The sequence below is a fragment of the Candidatus Nitrospira neuquenensis genome (assembly GCF_979578155.1).
In genome coordinates this window covers 1-20,116 of record NZ_CEFZDU010000001.1, presented here as the reverse complement: position 1 = coordinate 20,116, position 20,116 = coordinate 1, and the positions used below count along the sequence as shown (strand labels likewise).

Here is a 20,116-nt window from a genome sequence, read left to right as displayed (position 1 = left end):
GTCCTGGCCTCGATCGGGGTGGTGGTGCTGATCGTCGTCTTCGTGATCGTCGCGCGGAAGGTGTGGAAGGGGTAGGAGCGAGACTCGCGATGTTCACGGGCATCGTGGAGGAGGTCGGCGCGATCGCGGCGCTGGAGCGCGGCGCGAGCGCGGCGAGGATGACCATCCTCGCCGCGACCGTGCTCGGGGACCTCCGCGTCGGCGAGAGCGTGAGCGTCAACGGCGTCTGCCTGACGGCGACGACGGTCGGCGAGCGGAGCTTCACCGTGGACGTGGGGGCGGAGACCCTCGCGGTGACGACGCTGGGGGATCTGGCCGTCGGGGCGCCGGTCAACCTCGAGCGCGCCATGAAGCTCAGTCAGCGGATCGGCGGGCACTTGGTCGCCGGCCACGTGGACGGCGTCGGCTGCGTCCGCGCGCGCCGGCAGGAGGGGAGCACGATCTTCCTTTCGATCGAGGCGCCGCCCGAGGTCCTGCGCTACTGCGTCCACAAGGGCTCGATCACCGTCGACGGGATCAGCATGACCATCAACGAGGTGACCGACCGGACGATCGGCGTCGGCGTCGTTCCCCACACGGCCGGCGTCACGACCCTGGGCCACAAGAACGTCGGCGACCGCGTGAACCTCGAATCCGACCTCATCGGCAAGTACGTCGAGCGCCTGCTCCAGGAGCGCGGCCTCCAGCCCCCCACGCCCGCCCCCGTCATCGACCGGGACTACCTCCGGAAGCGCGGGTTGATCTGAAGACGCTTCCGGTCGTCGGTCATCAGTCGTCGGTCTCCGACGAGCAGGGCCGGTCCCCCGACCGACGACGGCACACTGAGCAGTCAGGCCTTCTTACTTCACCAGCACCGGCGTGGAGGCCTCGCCGGAGGCGGTCGTCACGGAGAGGAGCGCCATGCCCTTCTTCTTGACCGGAGGGACGACGGCGGTGACGGCCGTCTCGCTCTCGTGGGTGAACTTGGCGGGATTGCCGGGACCGAAGGAGACGGACCGCAGGCAGCCCCGGGCCCCGAAGTTGGCTCCCGTGATCCGGACCTTGTCGCCGGCCTTGACGGTGTCCGGCTTGACCTTCTCGATCCGCGGCGTGTCGCCGAAGCAGGCCTGGCCCTTGGCCGCGAGGTCGCCCCCGGCCGGCTTCCCGGCCGTGGGCTTGGCGGCCCTGGCCGCCTTCTCTTTCTTGGCGGGCTTGGGCTGGTCGGCCGACCAGGCGGGGGCCGCGGGACCCGCGAGCGCCAGGAGCGCCACGACGCCGATCACGGCGGGGACCTTCGACCTGAGGGGAGTCACCAACAGCATCACGGCCTCCTTAGGTTGAGTGAGATGCGGGGTGGTAAGGCCTACTCCTCGATCGTCGAGAGGTCGCCGGGGTCTTGGCCGAGCTCCTTGGCCTTGAGCACCCGGCGCATGATTTTGCCCGACCTCGTCTTGGGAAGCGAGGGCACGATCTCGACCTCCTGCGGGACGGCGATCTTGCCCAGCTCCTTGAGCACCTGGTCCTTGAGGGACTGGATGAGCTCCGGGCTGTCCCGCTGGCCCTGCTTCAGGATGACGAAGGCCTTGATCGCCTCGCCCGCCGTCTTGTGGGGCTTGCCGATGACGGCCGCCTCGGCGACGGCCGGGTGCCCGACGAGCGCGCTTTCCACCTCCGCCGTGCCGATCCGGTTGCCCGCGACCTTGATGACGTCGTCCGCCCGCCCCATGAACCAGAAGTAGCCGTCCTCGTCCTTGCGGCAGACGTCACCGGCGGTGTAGGCGTTGGGGATGGTCTGCCAGTAGACCTTGTAGCGGTCCGGGTCCTTGTAGATGGTGCGCATCATGGCCGGCCAGGGCTTCTTGATGACGGCGAAGCCGCCCGCGTTGGCGGGGAGGCTCCGTCCCTCGCGGTCCACCACGTCGGCCTCGACGCCGAGGAAGGGCCGCGAGGCGGAGCCGGGCTTGAGCGGCACGCAGGGGAGGGGCGTGACGAGGATCATGCCGGTTTCGGTCTGCCACCAGGTGTCCATGATGGGATGCCGGCTCCCGGTCACGCGGTGGAACCATTCCCAGGCTTCGGGGTTGATCGGCTCGCCGACGCTCCCCAGGATCCGCAGGGACGAGAGGTCGTGCGCGCGGGGCCACTCCTCGCCGTACTTCATCAGGAGCCGGATCGCCGTCGGCGTCGTGTAGAAGACCGACACGCCGTACTGCTCGATCAGGCCCCACCAGCGGCCGGGGTCGGGATAATCCGGTTTGCCCTCGGCGGTCAGGATCGTGGCGCCGTTGAGCAGGGGGCCGTAGACGATGTAGCTGTGGCCGGTGACCCAGCCGGGGTCGGCGACGCAAAAATAGACGTCGTCCTCGTGCAGGTCGAAGACGTACTTCGTCGTGATGTAGGTCCCGACCATGTAGCCGCCGTGGACGTGGACGACGCCCTTGGGCTTGCCGGTCGTGCCGGAGGTGTAGAGGATGTAGAGCGGCGCCTCGGCGTCGAGCGGCACGGCCTCGCAGAGGGCGTTCTGGCCGGCGAGCCAGTCGTCCCAGTCCAGCTCCTTCGGCGCCGCGAGGGGTGCGCCGGGCTTCTCGCGCCGCACCACGACGACCGTCTCGACCGACGGACAGTTGGCGACCGCCTGGTCCACGACGCCTTTCAGGTTCACGCTCTTGCCGCGGTCGTAGCCGACGTCCGCCGTGATGACGACCCGCGATTCCGCGTCCTTGATCCGGCTCTCCAACGCGGGGGCGCTGAACCCCGAGTAGACGACGCTGTGGACCACGCCCAGCCGGGCGCAGGCGAGCATGGCGACGATCTGCTCGGGGATCTTGGGCAGGTAGATGCTGACGCGGTCGCCCTGGCGCAGGCCGAGCGCCTTCAGGCCGTTCGCGCACCGGTTGACCCGGCGGAGCAGCTCGCCGTACGTGAAGATCCGCTCCTGGCCCTGCTCGCCGACCCAGATGATCGCGACCTTGTTCTTGCGCCAGGTCTTCACGTGGCGGTCGAGGCAGTTATAGGCGATGTTGCAGCGCGCGCCGACGAACCACGTGGCCCAGGGATAGTTCCAGTCGAGGACGCGCGTCCAGGGCGTGAACCAGTCCAGCTCCCGGGCGACGCCGTCCCAGAAGGCCTCGGGGTCGGCGATGGAGCGCCGGTAGGCGGCGTCGTAATCCTTGATATGGGCGCGGGCTTTGGTGTCCTCGGGCGGCTCGATGACCCGGTCCGCCCGCAGCAGGCTGTCGACCCTTTCTTCCATCCTCGTGCTCCTTCGTCCCCCCGGCCGTCGGCGCACGCCGACGCGGCGGCCTCATTATGGGCAAGCGGCCCATGATCTGCAAGAGCGGTCCCGTCCAGGCCGGTGCGGCGCCTTGACAGTCCGGCGGAGCCGAGAGTAGCATCGGTCATCCACGTAGAGACAATCCCCACCGCGTCTCACGCTGGAGAAAGGCCGGACCTCATGCGCGGCGCGACAGGCTCGCTCTTCGGATTGCTCGCGGCGGCGGTGCTGGCGGCGGCCCCGCCGGCCTTCGGTCAGGCCGGCAAGCCCGAAGGCCTGTACTACAAGTCCTGGGCCGTCGTCATCGGTATCGACGACTACCTCGTCGCCCCCAAGCTCACCTGGGCCGTCTCCGACGCCAAGGCCGTCGCCCAGGCGTTGCGCGACCTGCACTTCGAGGAGATCATCGAGGTCTACAACCGGGACGCGAGTTATCGCCGCCTGCATTTCATCCTGACCGACGTGCTGCCCCGGAAGGTCGGACGCCAGGATCGCGTCCTCATCTTCTTCGCCGGCCACACCGGCGCCACGCTCGACATGAACTCGAAGGATCTGGGCTACCTCGTGCCCTGGGACGCCCAGCCGAACGCCGCCTCCAAAGCGGTCACCATGGACCATCTGAAGGAATTCTCCCGCCGCGTCATGTCCAAGCACGTCCTCTTCCTCATCGACGGCGGCCTCGCCGGCTGGGACGTCACGCCCCCGCAGCCGCTCTCGCTGGAGGGGCGGCTCTCGCCGGAGGACGACACGGAGAAGCGCGCCGTCCAGGTCCTCACCGCGGCGAACAAGGGGGAAAGTCTCGTGCGGTTGGACGGGCAGGGGGCCTTCGTCCAGGCCCTGGTGACCGGCATGAAGGGCGCGGCGGACGCGGACAAGAACGGCTGGGTGCTGGCGAGCGAGCTGGGCGAGTACGTGAAGGGGCAGGTGGAGCGGGCTAGCCAGGGGGCCCAGCATCCCCAGTTCGCGCGGCTGGACGGCGACGGGGACACGATCATCCTGGAGGGCAAGAAGGCCGCCTTCCGGATCGGCCCCGAGCCCAAGACCGACGCGGAGCGGATAGCCGCAGCCAAGGAGCAGTACGAGATCGCCTTCTCGCTGCTCAAGGAGCGCCGGTCGGTGGAGGAGGCGCTGGAACGGCTCGACCGGGCGACCGGCTACAACCCCGCCTACGCGGACGCTTACGTCCTCAAGAGCTACATTCGGCTGGAGATGCTGCCCAACCTGGACGAGGCGCTCGCGGCGGCCAAGCTGGCCGTCCAGTACGGCGCCGATAACGCCGACTCCCACTACACGCTCGGCCTCGTCCTGCAGCGGCGCGGGGAGTTCACGGAGGCCGAGCAGGCCTTCCGCAAGGCCCTGGCCGTCAGCCCCGACTATTCCGAGGTCTACTTCTCGCTGGGCGAGCTCTACGCCGAAGGCTTGAACGACAAGGCCAAGGCGGTCGAGGCCTACCGGCGCTACCTGGAAACCGGCGGGACCGACAGCCGGGCCAGGGCCTACGTGGACCGGGCCGGCGAGACGGCGCCGAAGCCGTAACGGGCGTCGCTCGCACCGCGCTGCCCGTCGTCCGCGGGCTCGCGACCGACGCTTCTCAGTCCCGCGCGCCGCCCTTCAGGTACCCCAGCCCGATCTTGATCGCCCGCCGGGTGATCTCCGACCAGCGGGCCTCCGGGTAGTCCGCCAACACCGCCGCCGCCTTGGCGTCCTGCACGTCGAGCTCGATCACCTTGATCACGCCGTCTTCGATCTTCACCTCGGCCATCGCCGCATCCTCCGCTGCGTCCCCGCCCCGATCGGGCTCCGGTTTCGTTGACACTGCCGGGGGTGCATGTTAGCATGAATCCGCATGACGGTTCCCGGCCCACCCGGCCGCGCGGCCGCCGCGTTCATCGGAGTCGCGGCTTTCGAGCTCACCCCGTTCCCAGGCGATGCACCACCGATCGTGGAGCAGGCGACCGCTGGAGGAATCACCGAACAAGGAGGCCCCTATGAGGGAGGGAAGTGTTCTGCGCCGCCGTCCGCTGCGCCACCTGATCCTGTTGGGCGGGGTCGCCGCCCTGCTCGCCGGATTGCCCGGATGCGGCGGCGCGCCCGACTGGGTCAAGAAGGGGTCCGGCATCTATAACGACAAGGACACCAAGGCTTTCTACGGAGTCGGCTCGATCGTCGGCGTCAAGGACGAGCCGCTCGCCTGGGAGGCGGCCGAGAACCGCGCCCGCGCCGAGATCCAGAAGAACTTCGAGACCTACACCGCCTACCTGATGCGCGACTACGCCGCCTCGACGACGGCCGGCGACTTCAAGAAGAGCAGCGAGGAGCAGAACGTCGAGCGGGCGATCAAGACCTTCACGGCGGGCACGTTGACCGGCGTCCGGCCGGTAGACCGGTACAAGGATGAGAAGACCGGCACCTACTACGTCCTCGCCAAGATGTCCCTGCAAGACATGAAGGACGCCCTCTTGCAGGCGAAGGAACTGAACGCCCAGATGCGCGACTTCGTCCGCAAGAACGCGGACAAGGCCTTCGAGCGGCTGGAGAAGGAAGAAGAGAAGCGGGCGGCCAACTGACGGGCGGTCGAGGGGGGAGGGACGGCGAATGGGCGGCGGGCGGCTCGGCGGGCGGCTTGGAGGACGGTTCGGTCGCGCGGCGGCGATCCTGGCGCTCGCGGCGGCGGCGGGGACGGCCGGCGCCTGCGGCGACGCCACGCGGGTCACTCGCGCGGACCCGGGGCTGGTCACCGACCTGAGCGGCCGCTGGAACGACACCGACTCCCGCATGGTCGCCGAGGCGATGATGAAAGAGGCGGTCGGCAGCCCCTGGCTCGAAAACTTCACCCGTGACAAGCAGCGCCGGCCCGTCGTCGTGGTCGGCACGATCCTCAACAAAAGCCACGAGCACATCAACGTCCAGACCTTCGTCAACGACCTGGAGCGTGAGCTGACCAACTCCCAGAAGGTGACTTTCGTCGCCGGCCGGGGCGAGCGGGAGGAGATCCGCGAGGAACGCCGCGAGCAGGCGATCCACGCGCGCGAGGACACGCAGAAAGCGCCGGGCCGGGAACTCGGCGCCGATTACATGCTCAAGGGGACCATCTCCACGATCCTGGACGAGACCGACGGCGTCAAGGCCGTCTTCTACCAGGTAGACTTGGAAATGGTGGACCTGGAGAACAGCGTGAAGTCCTGGTTCGGGCAGAAAAAAATCAAGAAGGTGATCGAACGCAAGAAAGTGCTGTTCTAGCGAGACCGCCATCCATCATGTCCGCTAACGGCCGCCCCCTCCGTTGAACCACGCAGCCGAACCATCGCCCCCGGGCCGCCCCCCGACCGACCGCGCGGCTGCTCATGCCCTCCGACGACTGGTCCCGGCCCTCGCCCTCCTGGCGCTGGCCGGCTGCGCCCAGCCCACCGTCCGCTACAGCCTCGTCGAGGACAGCCTGCGGGCCCGCGACCCCGTGCGGGCCGATCTGGTCCTGGAGCAGGCCAAGGAGGAGTACCGCGCCCAGGACCGCCTGCTGTACCTCATGGACCGGGGCATGACGCTCCACCTCGCCGGCCGCTACGAAGACAGCAACCGGCTGCTGCAGGAGGCGGACGAGATGATCGACGCCCTCTACACCCGCCGCGTCCGCACGGAGGCCAAGGCCTTCCTCCTCAACGACACCGAGCTGCCCTACGAGGGCGACCCCTACGAGCAGGTGATGGTGAACGTGCTCAAGGCCTTGAACTACGCCCTGCTCGACCGGCTCGACGAGGCGCTGGTCGAGGCCAGGCTGGTCGATCGCCGTCTGAACGGGCTCGCCGACGGGGCGGCCCCCAAGCAGGCCTACCGGGAAGACCCCTTCGCCCGGTACCTCACCGGCATCCTCTACGAGTCCGCGCGGGACCTCAACAACGCGTTCATCGCCTACCGGAAAGCCTATGAAGGCTACCGCGCCGCGCGGTCCTGGCTCAAGGTCCCGGTGCCGTCGTCGCTGCAGGCCGATCTCCTGCGCCTGACGGAGGCGCTGCACCTGGAGACCGAGCACCGGGCCTACCGCGAGGAATTCCCGAACACGGCCTGGCTTCCCGTCGCCGACACGGCGTCGCTCGCCGAGCTGGTGGTGATCAGCTATAATGGCCGCGCGCCGCGCAAGGAAGACCAGTTCCTCGACCTGCCCGTCAGCTTCGAGGCGCTCCGGCTCGTGCTGATGACCAAGGGGGCGTTGAGCGCCGGCGGCGCGAGCGGCCAGGATCGGCGCGCGATCGAGAGCGCGCTCTACGGAGTGAACGGCCAGATCGTACGCGTCGCCCTGCCGGAGATCGTGCCCCAGCCCAGCGGGATCGCGTACGAGGAGGTCTCCCTGCGGGGCGAGCGGGGCGAGCACTGGGGGCGGTCCGAGGTGGTCCACGACGTGACGGCGGTCGCCCAGCGGACGCTGGCCGACCGGTTCTCGACCATCGCGCTCAAGGCCGTGGCCCGCGCCGCCGTCAAGTACGCGCTGGCGGAGGGGGCCGGCTACGGGGCGCGCAGCGCCACCGGCGGCAACGCGGGGCCGATCGTCGGCCTGTTGGTCCACATGATCGCGCACGCGATGGCCGTGGCCTCGGAGGAAGCCGACAAGCGAAGCTGGCGGACGCTGCCCGCCGAGGTCCAGGTGTCGCGCCTCCGAGTTCCCCCGGGCACTTACCGGCTCTCGGTCCAGCCGGTCGGCCGGCGCTGGACCCTGCATGAGGCCGCCGCCGTCCGGACCGTCACGCTCACGGAGGGACGCACGACCTTCGTCATCACCCGCCATGTCTCGTAACGGACGGAGATTATGAACCACACCAGCGCGTCGCGGCTCTTCCTCGGTTGCTTCATCCTCCTCGCCGGCTGCGCCGGAGGAGGCCGGGCGCCGGCGTGGGTGATGGGGGAGAGCCCCGACTATCCGGCGGCCCAGTACCTGGTCGGCATCGGACAGGCCGATTCGCGGCCGGCGGCCGAGCAGGAGGCCTACGCGGCCGTCGCGAAGGTCTTCACGGCCGAAGTGTCGGCCCAGGCCAAGGACTGGGAGTCCTACTTTCAGCTCGAACAGAAGGGCCAGACCAGCACCGAGCGCCGCGTCACGCTCGACCGGGTCACCCACGTCACGACCGGGAAGGTCTTGGAGAACGTGCGCGTCCTCGACGTCTGGGCGGACCAGCGGACGGGCCGACAGTACGTGCTCGCCGGCATGAACCGCGCCCAGGCCGCGACCGCGCTGCTGGAGAAGCTCACCGAGGCGGACCGCCAGATCGAGGATGAGCTGCGGGAGTCGCGGGAGGCGACGGACAAGCTGGTCAAGCTGCGGAGCCTGAAGCGAGCGATCTCGCACCTCGTGATGCGGGAGGCCTTGAACACCGACCTGCGCATCATCAGGACGAACGGCCGCGGCGAGCCGGCCCCCTACCGCGTCGGCGAGCTCACCGCGGAGCTCGAACAGTTCCTGGCGGCGAATCTCGCCGTCGGCGTCGAGATCGTCGGCGACCAGGCCGAGGTGATCCGGCACGCGGTCATGGAGGGCCTGCTGCGCGAGGGACTGCCCGTCACCGCCCGCCGGCCTGGCGACGGCGGGGCGGCGTCGGGCGCGCAGGACGGCCGCGCCCCGGAGCTGCTGGTGCGGGGAAGCGTCAGGTTCTGGCCAGCCCCCGTGCCGGACCCCCAGTTCAAGTATGTGCGCTGGTGCGGGGACCTCGTCATCGAGGAGGTGGGGAGCCGCCGCGTCGTCGCGGCCATCGCCCGCGGCGGGCGCGAGGGGCACCTCACCGAGAAGGAGGCCCTCGCCAAGGCGGTCCGCGTCATGCAGCGGGAGCTGACCTCCGATCTTGCCAAAACGCTCGCCGGCTATGTATACGGTGACGCGGCGGCGACGGGGCCCGCGCCCCAGAGCGCCTGCCCGGACGGCGGGGAGCCTCCGCGCTGAGCGGCCAGGCCGAGGAGGGGAATCGGGTATGGGGACGGCCGGAAAAAGGAGGGCGAAGACGGGCAAGGCGACTCCGCCGATCCCGGCCGGCTTGAAACAACGGCGGGCCGCCAAGACCGGCGTGCTCGCCCGCCTCCGCGAGGATACCGCGACGGTCAACGGTCTGGACCTTCTGACCTCCCTCAGGAAACAGGGCTACGAGGAGCTGGACCTGGAGGAGATCCAGGACCGGCTGACGAGGCTCCGCAGCAGCCTCGGCGAAGGCCTCGTCAGCAGGAGACAGTGACGCGTGCCGGTCTACTACCTGGACACGACGGCGTTGGTGAAGCGGTACGGCCGCGAGGCGGGCACGAGCCTCGTCAACCGGCTGCTGACCAAGCGGGGCAAGGTCGCCGTGCTCGGCACGCCGGCCATCCCGGAGTTCTACGGCCTGCTCGCCGCCAAGGCGCACCAGGGCGAGCTGACGAGGGACGACTGGTATTCGGTGGTCTTCAAATTCGAGGCTGAATGCGGGCGGGGCCTCTTCCACTACATCGCGCCCAGGCCGGAAACCTTCGCGACGACCAAACGGCTGATCCTGGACTATCCCTTCCTCCGCGGCGTCCAGGCGCTGCACCTGGCCCTCGCGCTGGAACTCCGGCCGCTCCGGTTTTCGGTGGTCAGCTCCGACCGGCGGCTCCTGGAGGCGTGCCCGCCCCTCGGCCTCTCGGCGATCAACCCGGAAGCCTCCTGACCCGCGCCCCTGGCGCCCCGCCTCAGGGGCACTGAAAGTCCTCCCGCAAGCCATCGAGCGTCCCGGCCCACCGGGCCGCCGCCGTCCTCAGCCCCTGACGAAACGGCGGGACCGGCGCGGCCCCATCGGGCTCTCGATCGAGCAACTCCCGCGCGTGGCCCAGGCTCTGCCCCGCCAGCCCGAGGCTCCCGCAAACCCCCGAGCTGGCCGGGGGTTGGCCACCGGCGCGCTGGAAGAGGGCCAGCGCCCGGTAGCCGTGCTCCTCGGCCCGAAAGAGCGCTTCCGCCGCCAGGTAGTCGCGCTGCCGGTCGAGCGCGGCCGCTTGCTTCGCCAGCCGCGCGGCCATGAGGGCCGCCTTGCCCATGTGCATCGAGGCGCCCTCGGCATCGCCGTTCGCGATCGCCTCCTCCGCGCGCGCCTGCAACCGCTCCATCTCCGCCGCCTCGCCGACCACCTGGCCCCCGGTGAGCGAGGGGATGGCGACCACCGCGATCATCAGGCAGCACACCGTCCCGATCCCGCGACCGCCGCCGGCGGGCCTGTTCAACATCCCGAGATTGTTGCGTCCCATCAGTACAGTTCGTCAGTCCGGTCACGGTCGCCGAGCGGCCGTGAGCCGGAATCCAGCGTCGCGGCACGATCCTGGCTGCCGGCGTCCGCCGGCAGGATGAGGCAACAAACCGGTGGGACAGAGCGCTATTGGATGTATTCCCACGTGTCAATCTGCTTCAGGCTCCAGTTCAAGGCCTCCTTGAGCTTCTTCACCTGGGGATCGGCCTCGTTGTCGCGGACGTTCTGGAGCGTCTTGTAGATTTTGTAGAGCGGCTCGTAGGAGACCTTGTCCGGTACTTTCCCCAACGCCCAGACGACCTCCGTCTTCACGGCCAGGTCGTCGGTCTTGAGGGCTTCGAGCAGCGGGGGAATCACCGAGGTCTCGCCGTGGAGGGCGCCGAGGATGCCCAGGGCCTTGGCCGCCTCCGGCCGGAGCTCGGGCGCGCCCGTGCGCATCGCCTCGATCAGGGCCGGCAGGCTCTGCTTGTCGCCGATGTTGCCGAGCGCGATCGCGGCGGCCTTGGCGACCGCCAGGTCCTTGTCCCTGAGCGCGGTCAGGAGGGAGGGCACCGCCTTCTTCGAGAAGATGGCCCCGAGCTGGTTGACGACCACGACCCGCCGGGCCGAGGGCGTTGCGGGGTCGTCGAGGAGCTTCAGGAGGCGCGCCTCCTGCCCCCATTCCGCGGTCACGATCACCGGGAAGTCGTACTGCTCCAACCGCTCCTTCAACTTGGCCATGGCGTAGGCGCCGGGGTCCTCGGCCTTGGCCTGCTGGGCGGCCTGCGCCGCGTCCTGAAAATCGGTGCGGACTTCCTTGTGCCAGCCGCGCTTCTGACCGTCGAGCAGGTAGACGAGCTGACAGGCCGGGCCCTTCCAGACCCGCGAGGGCGAATCGGGCAGGTCGGCGTCGCCGCCCGACCGGCTCGTGCCCTCCCAGACCTTCCGTTGCTCGCACTTCACGCGGAAGACCACGTCGTGGGGCTGGTTTTGGTCCGTCACGGGTTGGTAGCCCACCTCCTTGAGCCGCCGCACGACGGTTTCCTGGATCGGGCCGGGGTCCACCGAGCCCCTGTCGGTGATGGCGATGACCTCGACCAGGAGGCGCTCGGCCTTGGCCAGGGCTTCCTTCTGCTGCTCGGTGAGGATTTCCATCCGAGCCGCGCCCTCGGTCGCGGACAGTCCGAACACAAGGAGAAGAGCGAAGAAGGCCGCACGCATGATGACCCCTCCTGGCTGGAAGACGTCCACCGAACGGGCGGGATAACGACGGCCCCACTCTACTGAAATCGCCGGGACGGGCGCAAGATCGCCGGGGGCCCGCGCGGTTGAAGGGGCCGCCCCACCCACGTATACTCGCGGCATGCTGAATCGGCGGGTGTCCTTCATCGGCGGCGGGAGCATGACCGAGGCGCTCGTCGCCGGGCTGCTCAAGGCCAGCCTGCTGCCCCCCGACCTGATCCATGCCACGGACATCCGTCCAGACCGGCGGACCCATCTCGCCCAGCGCTACGGCGTCGCGGTCGGGGACGACAATCGGTCGGCGGCCCGGCAGGCCGGCCTCTTGGTGCTCAGCGTCGAACCTCAAGTGCTGGATGAAGTGCTCTCTCGAATCGGCGAATCAATAGGGCATGACGCCTTGATCGTCTCCGTGGCCGCCGGGTATCCCATCGCCAGGGTCCGGGCCAATCTGCCGAGGCCCGTGCCCATCGTGCGCGCCATGCCGAACACGCCCTCGTCGGTCGGTGAGGGCGTGACGGCGCTCGCGATGGGCCCGGGCGTCCAGCCGGCTGACCGGGAGGCGGCGCGCGCGCTCTTCGAATCGATCGGGCTGGTGGTGGAGGTCGAGGAGCGGCTGATGGACGCGGTCACGGGGCTCAGCGGGAGCGGGCCGGCCTACATCTGCCTGCTGGTCGAGGCCCTGGCCGACGGCGGCGTGCGCGCCGGGCTGCCCCGACCGACGGCCCAGTTGCTGGCGACCCAGACCGTCCTGGGCACCGCCCGCCTCCTCATCGAGGGCGGGGTCCACCCCGCGATGCTCAAGGATCAGGTCGCCTCACCGGCCGGCACGACCATCGCGGGGCTCCAGAAGCTGGAAGAGGGGCGGGTGCGGGCCGCCTTCATCGCCGCGGTCGAGACCGCCGCCCGGCGGTCTCGGGAGCTGGGCGACGAGTCAGGGGTCTCCTGACCGCTCGCTACCGAGGCGCCGGCTCTGATTGCGTCAACAGCCCGCTGCCGTGCCGTGGGGTATACCGACACCCCTCTCCATCACGCGGGCGGAACCTCTGCAGCCGCCCATGCGACGACGGTCTCGCGGACGGAGGACGGACCGGGCTCCCCAATCCCCGACCGGCGGCGAGAGTGGGCCGCCCACCGCCCAACAGCGCCACCTCAGAAGTCGCCGGCTTTCACATAGGGGTGGCTCCACAACGTCACCTGAAGCAGGCACGACTTCACCCATGCCTGGTACATCGTGTCGACTTCCTCCGGGGAATGGCCCTTCTTGGCGAGGAACGGCTTCAGCGTGACGGTGACCGGAAAGATCAAGGCGAACAGGTACCGGAACGGCACATGGTCCACCGCCGTGACGCGATCCGTCTGGTTTTTCTTCGCGCGATGGTGCCGGAGCCCGATTTCGTGCTGGTAGTCGAGCCATTTTTGATCGTACTCGGCCCGCGCCGTATCCACGATCCATTGGCCGAACCGCTTGCGCACGGCCGCCAGGTACTCGGTGATCGGTTTGCCATCGGTCCGTCCCGTGAAGGTCGCCAAGAGGTGCGGATGCTGCCCCACGAACCCGTACCAAACATCGAGGATGGCCTCGACTTGGTCTTTGACGATGTCGTAGGATTGCCGCAGCGCCTTCACATCGTCGTCGGTGAACAGCACGCTCTGTTTCATCAGCTCGAAGTCGGCCAGGCTCACCGGCGAGCGCGACACGGCGGCGGTGCCGTAGGTGTATCCGGCAATTGCTGGTGCGTGTGTCATGGCTACACTCCTTTCATGAACGGATGGGGCGCTGATGCCGGCTAGCGTGCCCAACATCCCCTCTTTGCCGCAAGATCGCACCAATCGGTACCGAGGGCACCACAAAGTACCCGGGGCCCCATCCGACCTGGCGGGGCTTCCGTCCTCTACGGCGGGACGTCCCGGCGCGGCCGCCATGGTCGAAGAGGTGATCGGCTGCAAGTGGACCGTTCGGCTCTTGTGGCTCTTGTCCGACGGCCTGGCTCGACCGAGCCGGTTGCTCAAGGCCTGTCCCGGCCTTTCGACCAAGGTGATGAACGAGCGCCTGCGCAAACTCACGCGCTTTGGGCTGCTCGACCGCCGGGTGCACGGGGAGAAGCCGCCGGTCGTCGTCGAATACCGGCTGACGCCGTTAGGAAGGCGGTTTATGCGCGTTCTGGTCGAGGTGAAGAAGCTGCAAGCGGCGTTGGAGAGGGGCGTCGGTCAAGGGGATGCTCCGACCCGTGGTTTCTGATCGTCATTGACGAGCGGCGGCGGAGGGAGGGATGGCGGGCGTAAGGCGCCCCGTGCGTCGAGGCACGGGTGCCGGTGCTGAGCGTGAGTCATCGGACGCAGCGGCTTGGGCCGCCTCCTCCAGGCGACGCCTCGCCTCGAATGCCGGCGGGCTCTGATAGCCCAGAGCGGAACGCACGGCGCGCCGGTTGTCCACCACCGTGATCCCGTGGTGGATCGCCTGCCTGCCCGCGGGGTTGTCGTCGCCGGTGAAGACCTGCGCATTCCCTTCTTCGTGTCCCCGTCCAGCACGAGGGCGAGAGACGCCGGCCCTGCTTGCCGCCGGCCTGGCGCGTCCGCACGCGGAGAGGTGCCCGGCGCAGGCCGGCCGGCGCGGCCGTCGTCAGGTGCCCTGAGAAGCCCGCCCTGCGCTTCGTGTTGCCGGCCGACCTTCTGCTCCTGATGAAGGCCGCACACATCATGGACCGGACCACCGCGCTGGGCTAGCTGGGACGGATGAGGCCCTTCCGCCTTGCCTCCGCCAGGGCGTTGCACTACACTGGCTCCGCTTCGGCGTCCCTCATCTCTAACCGGGAGTCGCTCGTGGTCTATTGGGTCAAGGTGGTCTTCACCGACAACCAGGAACTGTTCGTCCGGGATGCGATCCGCCACACGATCAGCGACGACATGGAAGTCCTCGAAGTGGACTCCGAGAAGGAAGTCATCATCATCCCGCTGAAGCAGATCAAGTACTTCGCCTGCGACGCCAAGGTGTTCGCGGCGAAGAAATAGCCGACGCCCCGTCGTTCCTCCTCACTCCCGATCCAGCGAGATCCGCCGGGCGAGGCGCCTGGCGAGGCGGACCATGGCGCGGGAGCGGTCCGCCGGGTTGAGCAGCACATTGAGGAGGTAGGGGCGCTTGGGATCGGCCAGGGCTGCCCCGAGCGCCGCCGCGAACTCCTCGTGGGTCGCCACGCGGACACCGACGCCGCCGCCGATGAGGTCGCAGACCCGCTCGTACCGCCAGTCCTGCACGTCGTTGAAGGGGCCGTCCACCATCTCCCGCTCGGTCGAGTAGCCCCGGTTGTTCAGCACGATCACGACGGGGGCCAGCCTCTGCCGCAGGCAGGTGGACAATTCCGTCCCCGTCATCTGAAAGGCGCCGTCGCCCACGAGCACGATCGGGCGCCGCGACGGGTCGGCGCAGGCCGCCCCGAGCGCGCCGGGTACGGCGAAGCCCATCGAGGTGTAGTAGGCCGGCGCCAGGAACTCGGCGCTGCGGTGGACACGCAGGTCCGCCGAGGCGAAGAGCGCCTCGCCCACGTCGGCGACGACGGTCGTGTCCTCGTCGAGCTGCCCGTTCAGGTGGGCGAAGAGGCCTTCCAGCGTCACGGGCGAGCCGGGGGCCGGGGCCGCCTCCGGCTCGGCCGGCCAGTCGGGCAGGGGGCGTGAGGGGAACGACGGCATCGGCGCCGTCGCCAGCGCCCGCACGAAGTCCTCGAACCGGACCGAGTCGTACCGGTGGTGCTTGATCATGATCGCGTCGGCGGTCGCGTGAATCGTCCGCCCCTGCGCGAGCAGGGTCGCGTGGACGCCGACGTCGTCGATGTCCGTGAGGATCGACCCGAGCATCAGCAGACAGTCGGCCTGGTCCACGAACTCCAGCACCTCGTCGCGGCCGATGAGCCCGCCGTAGACGCCGATGTACAGGGGATGGTCCTCGCGGATCACGGACTTGCCGAGCAGCGTGGTCGCGACCGGGACGTTCATCCGCTCGACCAGCCGCGCGAGGTCACCCTGGACGCCGAACCGGTGCACCTCCGCGCCGGCCAGGACCACCGGCCGGTCCGCCATCGCGAGCATCTCGCGGACCTCGGCGACCGCCTCCTGGAGCGCCGCCTCGTCGCTCGCCTCGCTGTCCGGCGGGGACGGAACGGTCGTGAGCCGGACCGGCGTGTGCACACGATCCCGCGGGACCTCGATATAGACCGGCCGTTTGTACCGCATGAGGGCCGCGAGCGCCCGCTCGACCTCTCGCTGGGCGGTCAGGGGGTCGTCCAGCACCGCGGTCGCGACGGTGACGTTCTCGAACACGGCCCGCTGCGTCGAGAAGTCGCGGACCATGTGGTGCAGCAGGGGATTGCGGACCCGCTCGGCCAGCCCCGGCGAGCCGGAAAGGAGCACGACCGGCGAGCGCTCCGCGTAGGCGCAGGCGACGGCGTTCACGATGTTCAGCCCCCCGACGCAATAGGTCACGCAGGCGGCGCCGACGCCGTTGACCCGCGCGTAGGCGTCGGCGGCGAACCCCGCGCAGTCCTCCCGCGTCGTGCCGACCGTCTTGATGGGCGACTGCTCGATCAACTTGAAGAGGCCCAGCACATAGTCGCCGGGGACGCCGAAAATATGACGGACCCCGATCTCGTGCAGCCGGTCGAGGACCAATTGCCCGATCGTCGTCTGTTGCGTCATGGGTGCTCCTTTCGCTCGCCCCCTTGTAGCGCCTCGACCGGTCCGCTGTCCAGTCGGCTTCCGCCGCTTTGACGGCCGGGGGCGATCGTGCTAAGAACCCGCTCGCCATGCCCCGCGACCAGGACCAGCCCGCCGACGCGCCGGTCGTCCCTCCGGCGGAATCGCCGCCGGAGATCACGGTCACGGCGGTCATCCTGTCCGTGGTCCTCGCCGCGGTGCTTGCCGCGGCGAACGCCTACCTGGGCCTCTTCGCGGGCATGACCGTCTCCGCCTCGATCCCGGCCGCTGTCGCGGCCCTGGCGATCCTGCGCCTGTTCCGCCGCGCGAACATCCTGGAGAATAACATCGTCCAGACCGCCGCCTCCTCGGGCGAGGCCCTGGCCGCGGGGATCATCTTCACGATTCCGGCCATGGTCCTCATCGGCGCCTGGCCCGTCGTGGACTACTGGCGGACCGCGGCGATCGGCCTCGTCGGCGGGCTTCTGGGCGTGCTCTTCACGATCCCCCTGCGCCGCGCGCTGATCCTCGGCGCGCGGCTGCGCTTTCCCGAGGGGGTCGCGACGGCGGAAGTCCTCAAGGCCGGCTGGGGAACCAGGACGGACGCGGGGGCGGTGTCCGAAGACCCGGCGCGCGCCGGCCTGCGGACCCTCCTCGGCGCGGGCCTGACCGGCGGGCTCGTCAAATTGGGCGAGAGCGGCGCGCGGCTCTGGAGCGAGGCGATGGAGGGCGCGACGACCGCGGGCGGTGCGGTCTTCTATGCCGGACTGAACCTCTCGCCGGCGCTGCTCGCCGTCGGGTTCATCATCGGGCTGAACACGGCGCTCGTGGTGTTCTTGGGCGGCGCGATCGGATGGGGCCTCCTGCTGCCGCTCTACTCCGCCCTGAACGGAAGTCCGCCGGATTCGACGGGCATGGCGGCGGCCCGGGCGGTGTGGAGCGGGAAGATCCGCTTCGTCGGCATCGGCGCGATGTTGGCCGGCGGGCTCTGGACTCTGGTCGAGCTGCGCGGTCCCGTGCTCGCGAGTCTCAAGAGCCTGGTGGAGGCCTCGCGCGATCGCGCGGCCGCCGGCGCGGGCGGATCGGTGCCGCGGACCGAGCGCGACGCCCCGCTTCCGTGGATCGTCCTGCCGTTCCTCGGCTCACTGCTCCCCATGTGGCTCATCTATCGGGAGGCGGTGGGAGAGGCCGTCGTGGCCGCCGGGATGACGCTCGTGATGGCGGTCGCCGCGTTCCTCTTCTCCTCCGTCGCCGCCTACATGGCGGGGCTGGTCGGCAGCTCCAGCAACCCCGTCTCGGGCGTGACGATCGCGACGCTCATGCTCGCCTCGCTGCTGCTCGTGCTGGCCATGGGCGTCGGCCATCCGGACGGCCCGGCCGCCGCGCTGCTGATCGGGGCGGTCGTGTGCTGCGCCGCGGCGATGGGCGGGGACAACCTTCAGGACCTCAAGACCGGGCAGATGGTCGGCGCGACGCCGTGGAAGCAGCAGGTCATGCAGGTCGTCGGCGTCGCGACCGGCGCGCTCGTCCTGCCGCCGGTGCTCGCGCTGCTTCAGGCCAAGTACGGGATCGGGGCCGCCACGGCGGCCCATCCCCATCCGTTGAGCGCGCCCCAGGCGACCCTGATGGCGAGCCTGGCCCAGGGGGTCTTCGGCCGGGGCCTGCCCTGGGACTTGATCGGGCTCGGCGGGCTGATCGGCGCTGCGGTGATCCTGATTGACCGGCGGCTGGCCGCGGTTGGGTCCGGCTTTCGCCTGCCGGTGCTCGGCGTCGCGCTCGGCATCTACCTGCCGCTCAAGCTCTCGGCGGCGATCCTGCTCGGCGGTTGTGTCGCCGAGGCGGCGCGGCGTGTCGGTGTCTCAAAGGAGGGCACCAACACCGGTCTCCTCTTCGCGGCGGGGCTGGTGACCGGCGAAGCCCTGATGGGCATCGTCCTCGCCGTGCCCCTGGCGCTGACCGCGCTCTGGCCCGGGATCGATCCCGATCCCTTCGCCCTGTTCAAAGCGCCGCCGCTCGGCGCCTGGCCGGGGTTGCTGATCTTCCTCGGCGTGGCCGCGCTATTGTACCGGGCGGGGCGACGGAGCTAATCGGCCGGCGGGTCGAAGTTGCCGGGGCGCCGGTTTTGCCAGGGGAGGGGCGCGGTGCGGGACTGCTTGAGCAGGCTGCGCAGGCTGACCTCGGCGGCGCGGATGAGCTTCTCGTCCTCCGATTGGAGCAGCGCCGTCAGCAGCGCGTAGAGGGCGCGGTCGCGCCGCCGCCCGCGGAGAATCCGCTCGATGACCGGATCGGGGCAGTCGCTCGGAGGCGGATCGCCGTCCTCGCCGTCCGTCTCCGCCGTGAGCAGGACGATCTGCGCCGGCTCGGCGAAGAGCCAGGAAGCGGGGATGCCCAGGGCCGAGGAGAGGGCGTCGAGTGTCGAGACGGAAGGGTCGGAGTCGCCGGCTTCGATCGCCTCCAACGCGGCCGGCGCAAGCCCGGCCTTGGCGGCCAGCTCCGCGACCGATCGGCCTCGGTGCTCCCGCCAGGCCTGGATGTGGACCCCGATGGACATGGCGGGATGATACTGAACCGCCATTCGCCGCGCAACGGCCGAGGCGCCCTTGACAGGGACGCCGGGGACCGGTACTGGTGAGCCCCATGCCGACCTTCGCGACACTGCCCGCCGCGCGCGCGGCCGCGATCCGCGAGCTGCTCCGGGACCGCAAGGCGCGGGAGGCCGAGCGCGCCTTCGTCCTGGAGGCCGTCAAGCCGATCCTGGAGCTCCTCGACCGCGACAGCCCGCTCCTGCTCGCCCTCGTCGTCACCCGCGAGTTCGTCGATCGCGCCGAGCCGGCGGTCCTCGCCAGGCTGGAACGGGCGGCCGCCCGCGTGAGCCTCTGCCCGGAACGGGCCTACCGCAAGCTGTCCGACTTGACGAGCGCGCCCGGCCTCCTGGCGGTCGTCCGGTCGCCGGCCTGGGACGAGGCGAAACTTTTCAGGCGGACCCGGCTGCTCGGCCTCTACGGCGAGGGGCTGCAGGACCCGGCCAACGTGGGGGCGATCATCCGCACGGCGCTGGCCTTCGAGGCTGACGCCCTCTGGCTGTCGCCGGACTCGGCCGATCCCCTCAGTCCCAAGGTGGTGCGGGCCGCGGCCGGCGCGGTCGTGAGCCTGCCGCTCTTCCAGGCGGCCGATGCCTCGCGATTCACCGAGCAGGGCTGCGCGATCCTCGCCGCCGTGCCGGCGGGAAAGGGCGGGAGCAGTCTCCGCGAGGTCGGCCCGGCGCCGCCGCGGACGATCGTCGCCCTCGGCAACGAGAGCCGCGGGCTCTCGCCGGCGACACTGGGCCGTGCGACGCTGCGCTTCCACATCCCGGTGGGCGGGAAGGTGGAGTCGCTCAACGTCGCCGCCTCGGCCGCGATCGCGCTCTATCATCTGAAGGGGCTGGCGCCGGGGGAGAGGGCGCCTGGAGGCCCTCCGGCGATCGGCATGGGTGATCCGCGGGGCTGAGCGTCGGCGGTCGGTCGGATGATGAGGAGAGGAAGGGGCGGTCGGAAGAGGATGGTGCCGAGGGACAGAATTGAACTGTCGACACCAGCCTTTTCAGGGCTGTGCTCTGCCAACTGAGCTACCTCGGCACGGGCGCCACCTTAACAACTCGGTTCCGCGGGTGTCAAGGCGCGCGGAGTCGCCGCTCGTCGCCCCTGTCAAGCCATTTGGAAATCTTACCCTGGAGTGATTCGTTGCGTCATTT

At 69.8% G+C, this 20,116-nt stretch carries 21 protein-coding genes and 1 tRNA gene; 13 read left to right on the top strand and 9 right to left on the bottom strand.

All coding sequences use genetic code 11. From position 1 onward, the window contains the following. The first annotated feature begins 89 nt into the window (after positions 1–89). A complete protein-coding gene (locus AC1U7O_RS00110; RefSeq protein WP_479892474.1) occupies positions 90–746 on the top strand; it encodes a riboflavin synthase in 657 nt (218 codons plus the stop codon). Between the two features lie 93 nt (positions 747–839). Here AC1U7O_RS00110 and AC1U7O_RS00105 read toward each other — a convergent pair whose 3' ends face one another. Next, complete coding sequence (locus AC1U7O_RS00105) at positions 840–1,301, bottom strand: IPT/TIG domain-containing protein (protein WP_479892473.1); 462 nt, start codon at positions 1,299–1,301, stop codon at positions 840–842. A gap of 41 nt (positions 1,302–1,342) precedes the next feature. Further along, positions 1,343–3,232, bottom strand: coding sequence for an acetate--CoA ligase (gene acs, locus AC1U7O_RS00100; RefSeq protein ID WP_479892472.1), 1,890 nt, complete (start codon positions 3,230–3,232; stop codon positions 1,343–1,345). Between the two features lie 201 nt (positions 3,233–3,433). Between acs and AC1U7O_RS00095 the strand changes: the two genes are divergently transcribed. Continuing rightward, the gene (locus tag AC1U7O_RS00095; RefSeq protein WP_479892471.1) at positions 3,434–4,789 is read left to right on the top strand and encodes a caspase family protein; all 1,356 of its coding nucleotides are present in this window, start codon (positions 3,434–3,436) and stop codon (positions 4,787–4,789) included. Between the two features lie 55 nt (positions 4,790–4,844). On the opposite strand, the gene AC1U7O_RS00090 is transcribed toward AC1U7O_RS00095, so the two are convergent. Next, entirely contained in the window at positions 4,845–5,015 is a 171-nt protein-coding gene (locus tag AC1U7O_RS00090) for a hypothetical protein (protein WP_479892470.1), read from the bottom strand. Positions 5,016–5,241: 226 nt separating this feature from the next. Between AC1U7O_RS00090 and AC1U7O_RS00085 the strand changes: the two genes are divergently transcribed. From AC1U7O_RS00085 to AC1U7O_RS00060, 6 genes are read left to right on the top strand one after another with little or no spacing between them, the layout of a single operon-like run. Beyond that, complete coding sequence (locus tag AC1U7O_RS00085; protein WP_479892469.1) at positions 5,242–5,820, top strand: hypothetical protein; 579 nt, start codon at positions 5,242–5,244, stop codon at positions 5,818–5,820. 28 nt (positions 5,821–5,848) lie between these two features. Next, complete coding sequence (locus AC1U7O_RS00080) at positions 5,849–6,493, top strand: penicillin-binding protein activator LpoB (protein ID WP_479892468.1); 645 nt, start codon at positions 5,849–5,851, stop codon at positions 6,491–6,493. Between the two features lie 43 nt (positions 6,494–6,536). After that, on the top strand, positions 6,537–8,039 hold the full coding sequence (locus AC1U7O_RS00075) for a COG3014 family protein (protein ID WP_479892467.1): 1,503 nt from the start codon (positions 6,537–6,539) through the stop codon (positions 8,037–8,039). Between the two features lie 12 nt (positions 8,040–8,051). Continuing rightward, positions 8,052–9,176: an LPP20 family lipoprotein gene (locus tag AC1U7O_RS00070; protein WP_479892466.1), complete on the top strand. Its 1,125-nt coding sequence runs from the start codon at positions 8,052–8,054 to the stop codon at positions 9,174–9,176. A gap of 28 nt (positions 9,177–9,204) precedes the next feature. Next, the gene (locus tag AC1U7O_RS00065; protein ID WP_479892465.1) at positions 9,205–9,462 is read left to right on the top strand and encodes a hypothetical protein; all 258 of its coding nucleotides are present in this window, start codon (positions 9,205–9,207) and stop codon (positions 9,460–9,462) included. 3 nt (positions 9,463–9,465) lie between these two features. Further along, positions 9,466–9,909, top strand: coding sequence for a type II toxin-antitoxin system VapC family toxin (locus AC1U7O_RS00060; protein WP_479892464.1), 444 nt, complete (start codon positions 9,466–9,468; stop codon positions 9,907–9,909). Between the two features lie 22 nt (positions 9,910–9,931). On the opposite strand, the gene AC1U7O_RS00055 is transcribed toward AC1U7O_RS00060, so the two are convergent. Both AC1U7O_RS00055 and AC1U7O_RS00050 read right to left on the bottom strand, forming a co-directional pair. Beyond that, complete coding sequence (locus tag AC1U7O_RS00055) at positions 9,932–10,480, bottom strand: hypothetical protein (RefSeq protein ID WP_479892463.1); 549 nt, start codon at positions 10,478–10,480, stop codon at positions 9,932–9,934. 125 nt (positions 10,481–10,605) lie between these two features. Continuing rightward, complete coding sequence (locus AC1U7O_RS00050) at positions 10,606–11,679, bottom strand: HEAT repeat domain-containing protein (protein ID WP_479892462.1); 1,074 nt, start codon at positions 11,677–11,679, stop codon at positions 10,606–10,608. 142 nt (positions 11,680–11,821) lie between these two features. On the opposite strand from AC1U7O_RS00050, the gene proC reads away from it, so the two are divergent. After that, positions 11,822–12,646, top strand: coding sequence for a pyrroline-5-carboxylate reductase (gene proC / locus AC1U7O_RS00045; protein WP_479892461.1), 825 nt, complete (start codon positions 11,822–11,824; stop codon positions 12,644–12,646). A 203-nt stretch (positions 12,647–12,849) separates the two neighbouring features. Here the strand turns inward: proC and AC1U7O_RS00040 are convergent, their stop codons facing one another. Continuing rightward, on the bottom strand, positions 12,850–13,446 hold the full coding sequence (locus AC1U7O_RS00040) for a protoglobin domain-containing protein (RefSeq protein WP_479892460.1): 597 nt from the start codon (positions 13,444–13,446) through the stop codon (positions 12,850–12,852). Positions 13,447–13,621: 175 nt separating this feature from the next. Between AC1U7O_RS00040 and AC1U7O_RS00035 the strand changes: the two genes are divergently transcribed. Together AC1U7O_RS00035 and AC1U7O_RS00030 are read left to right on the top strand one after the other, a co-directional pair. Continuing rightward, positions 13,622–13,939: a winged helix-turn-helix transcriptional regulator gene (locus tag AC1U7O_RS00035; protein WP_479892459.1), complete on the top strand. Its 318-nt coding sequence runs from the start codon at positions 13,622–13,624 to the stop codon at positions 13,937–13,939. Positions 13,940–14,520: 581 nt separating this feature from the next. Beyond that, on the top strand, positions 14,521–14,709 hold the full coding sequence (locus AC1U7O_RS00030) for a hypothetical protein (RefSeq protein WP_479892457.1): 189 nt from the start codon (positions 14,521–14,523) through the stop codon (positions 14,707–14,709). Between the two features lie 21 nt (positions 14,710–14,730). On the opposite strand, the gene AC1U7O_RS00025 is transcribed toward AC1U7O_RS00030, so the two are convergent. After that, positions 14,731–16,386, bottom strand: a complete 1,656-nt coding sequence (locus AC1U7O_RS00025; RefSeq protein WP_479892455.1) for an alpha-keto acid decarboxylase family protein — start codon at positions 16,384–16,386, stop codon at positions 14,731–14,733. Positions 16,387–16,493: 107 nt separating this feature from the next. Between AC1U7O_RS00025 and AC1U7O_RS00020 the strand changes: the two genes are divergently transcribed. Further along, complete coding sequence (locus tag AC1U7O_RS00020) at positions 16,494–18,470, top strand: OPT family oligopeptide transporter (RefSeq protein WP_479892454.1); 1,977 nt, start codon at positions 16,494–16,496, stop codon at positions 18,468–18,470. Here AC1U7O_RS00020 and AC1U7O_RS00015 read toward each other — a convergent pair. Further along, on the bottom strand, positions 18,467–18,934 hold the full coding sequence (locus AC1U7O_RS00015; RefSeq protein ID WP_479892453.1) for a helix-turn-helix domain-containing protein: 468 nt from the start codon (positions 18,932–18,934) through the stop codon (positions 18,467–18,469). The genes AC1U7O_RS00020 and AC1U7O_RS00015 overlap by 4 nt on opposite strands. An 86-nt stretch (positions 18,935–19,020) precedes the next feature. Between AC1U7O_RS00015 and AC1U7O_RS00010 the strand changes: the two genes are divergently transcribed. Then, the gene (locus tag AC1U7O_RS00010; protein WP_479892452.1) at positions 19,021–19,872 is read left to right on the top strand and encodes a TrmH family RNA methyltransferase; all 852 of its coding nucleotides are present in this window, start codon (positions 19,021–19,023) and stop codon (positions 19,870–19,872) included. Positions 19,873–19,924: 52 nt separating this feature from the next. Here the strand turns inward: AC1U7O_RS00010 and AC1U7O_RS00005 are convergent. Next, a tRNA-Phe gene (locus AC1U7O_RS00005) sits at positions 19,925–20,000 on the bottom strand. Positions 20,001–20,116 lie beyond the last annotated feature (116 nt).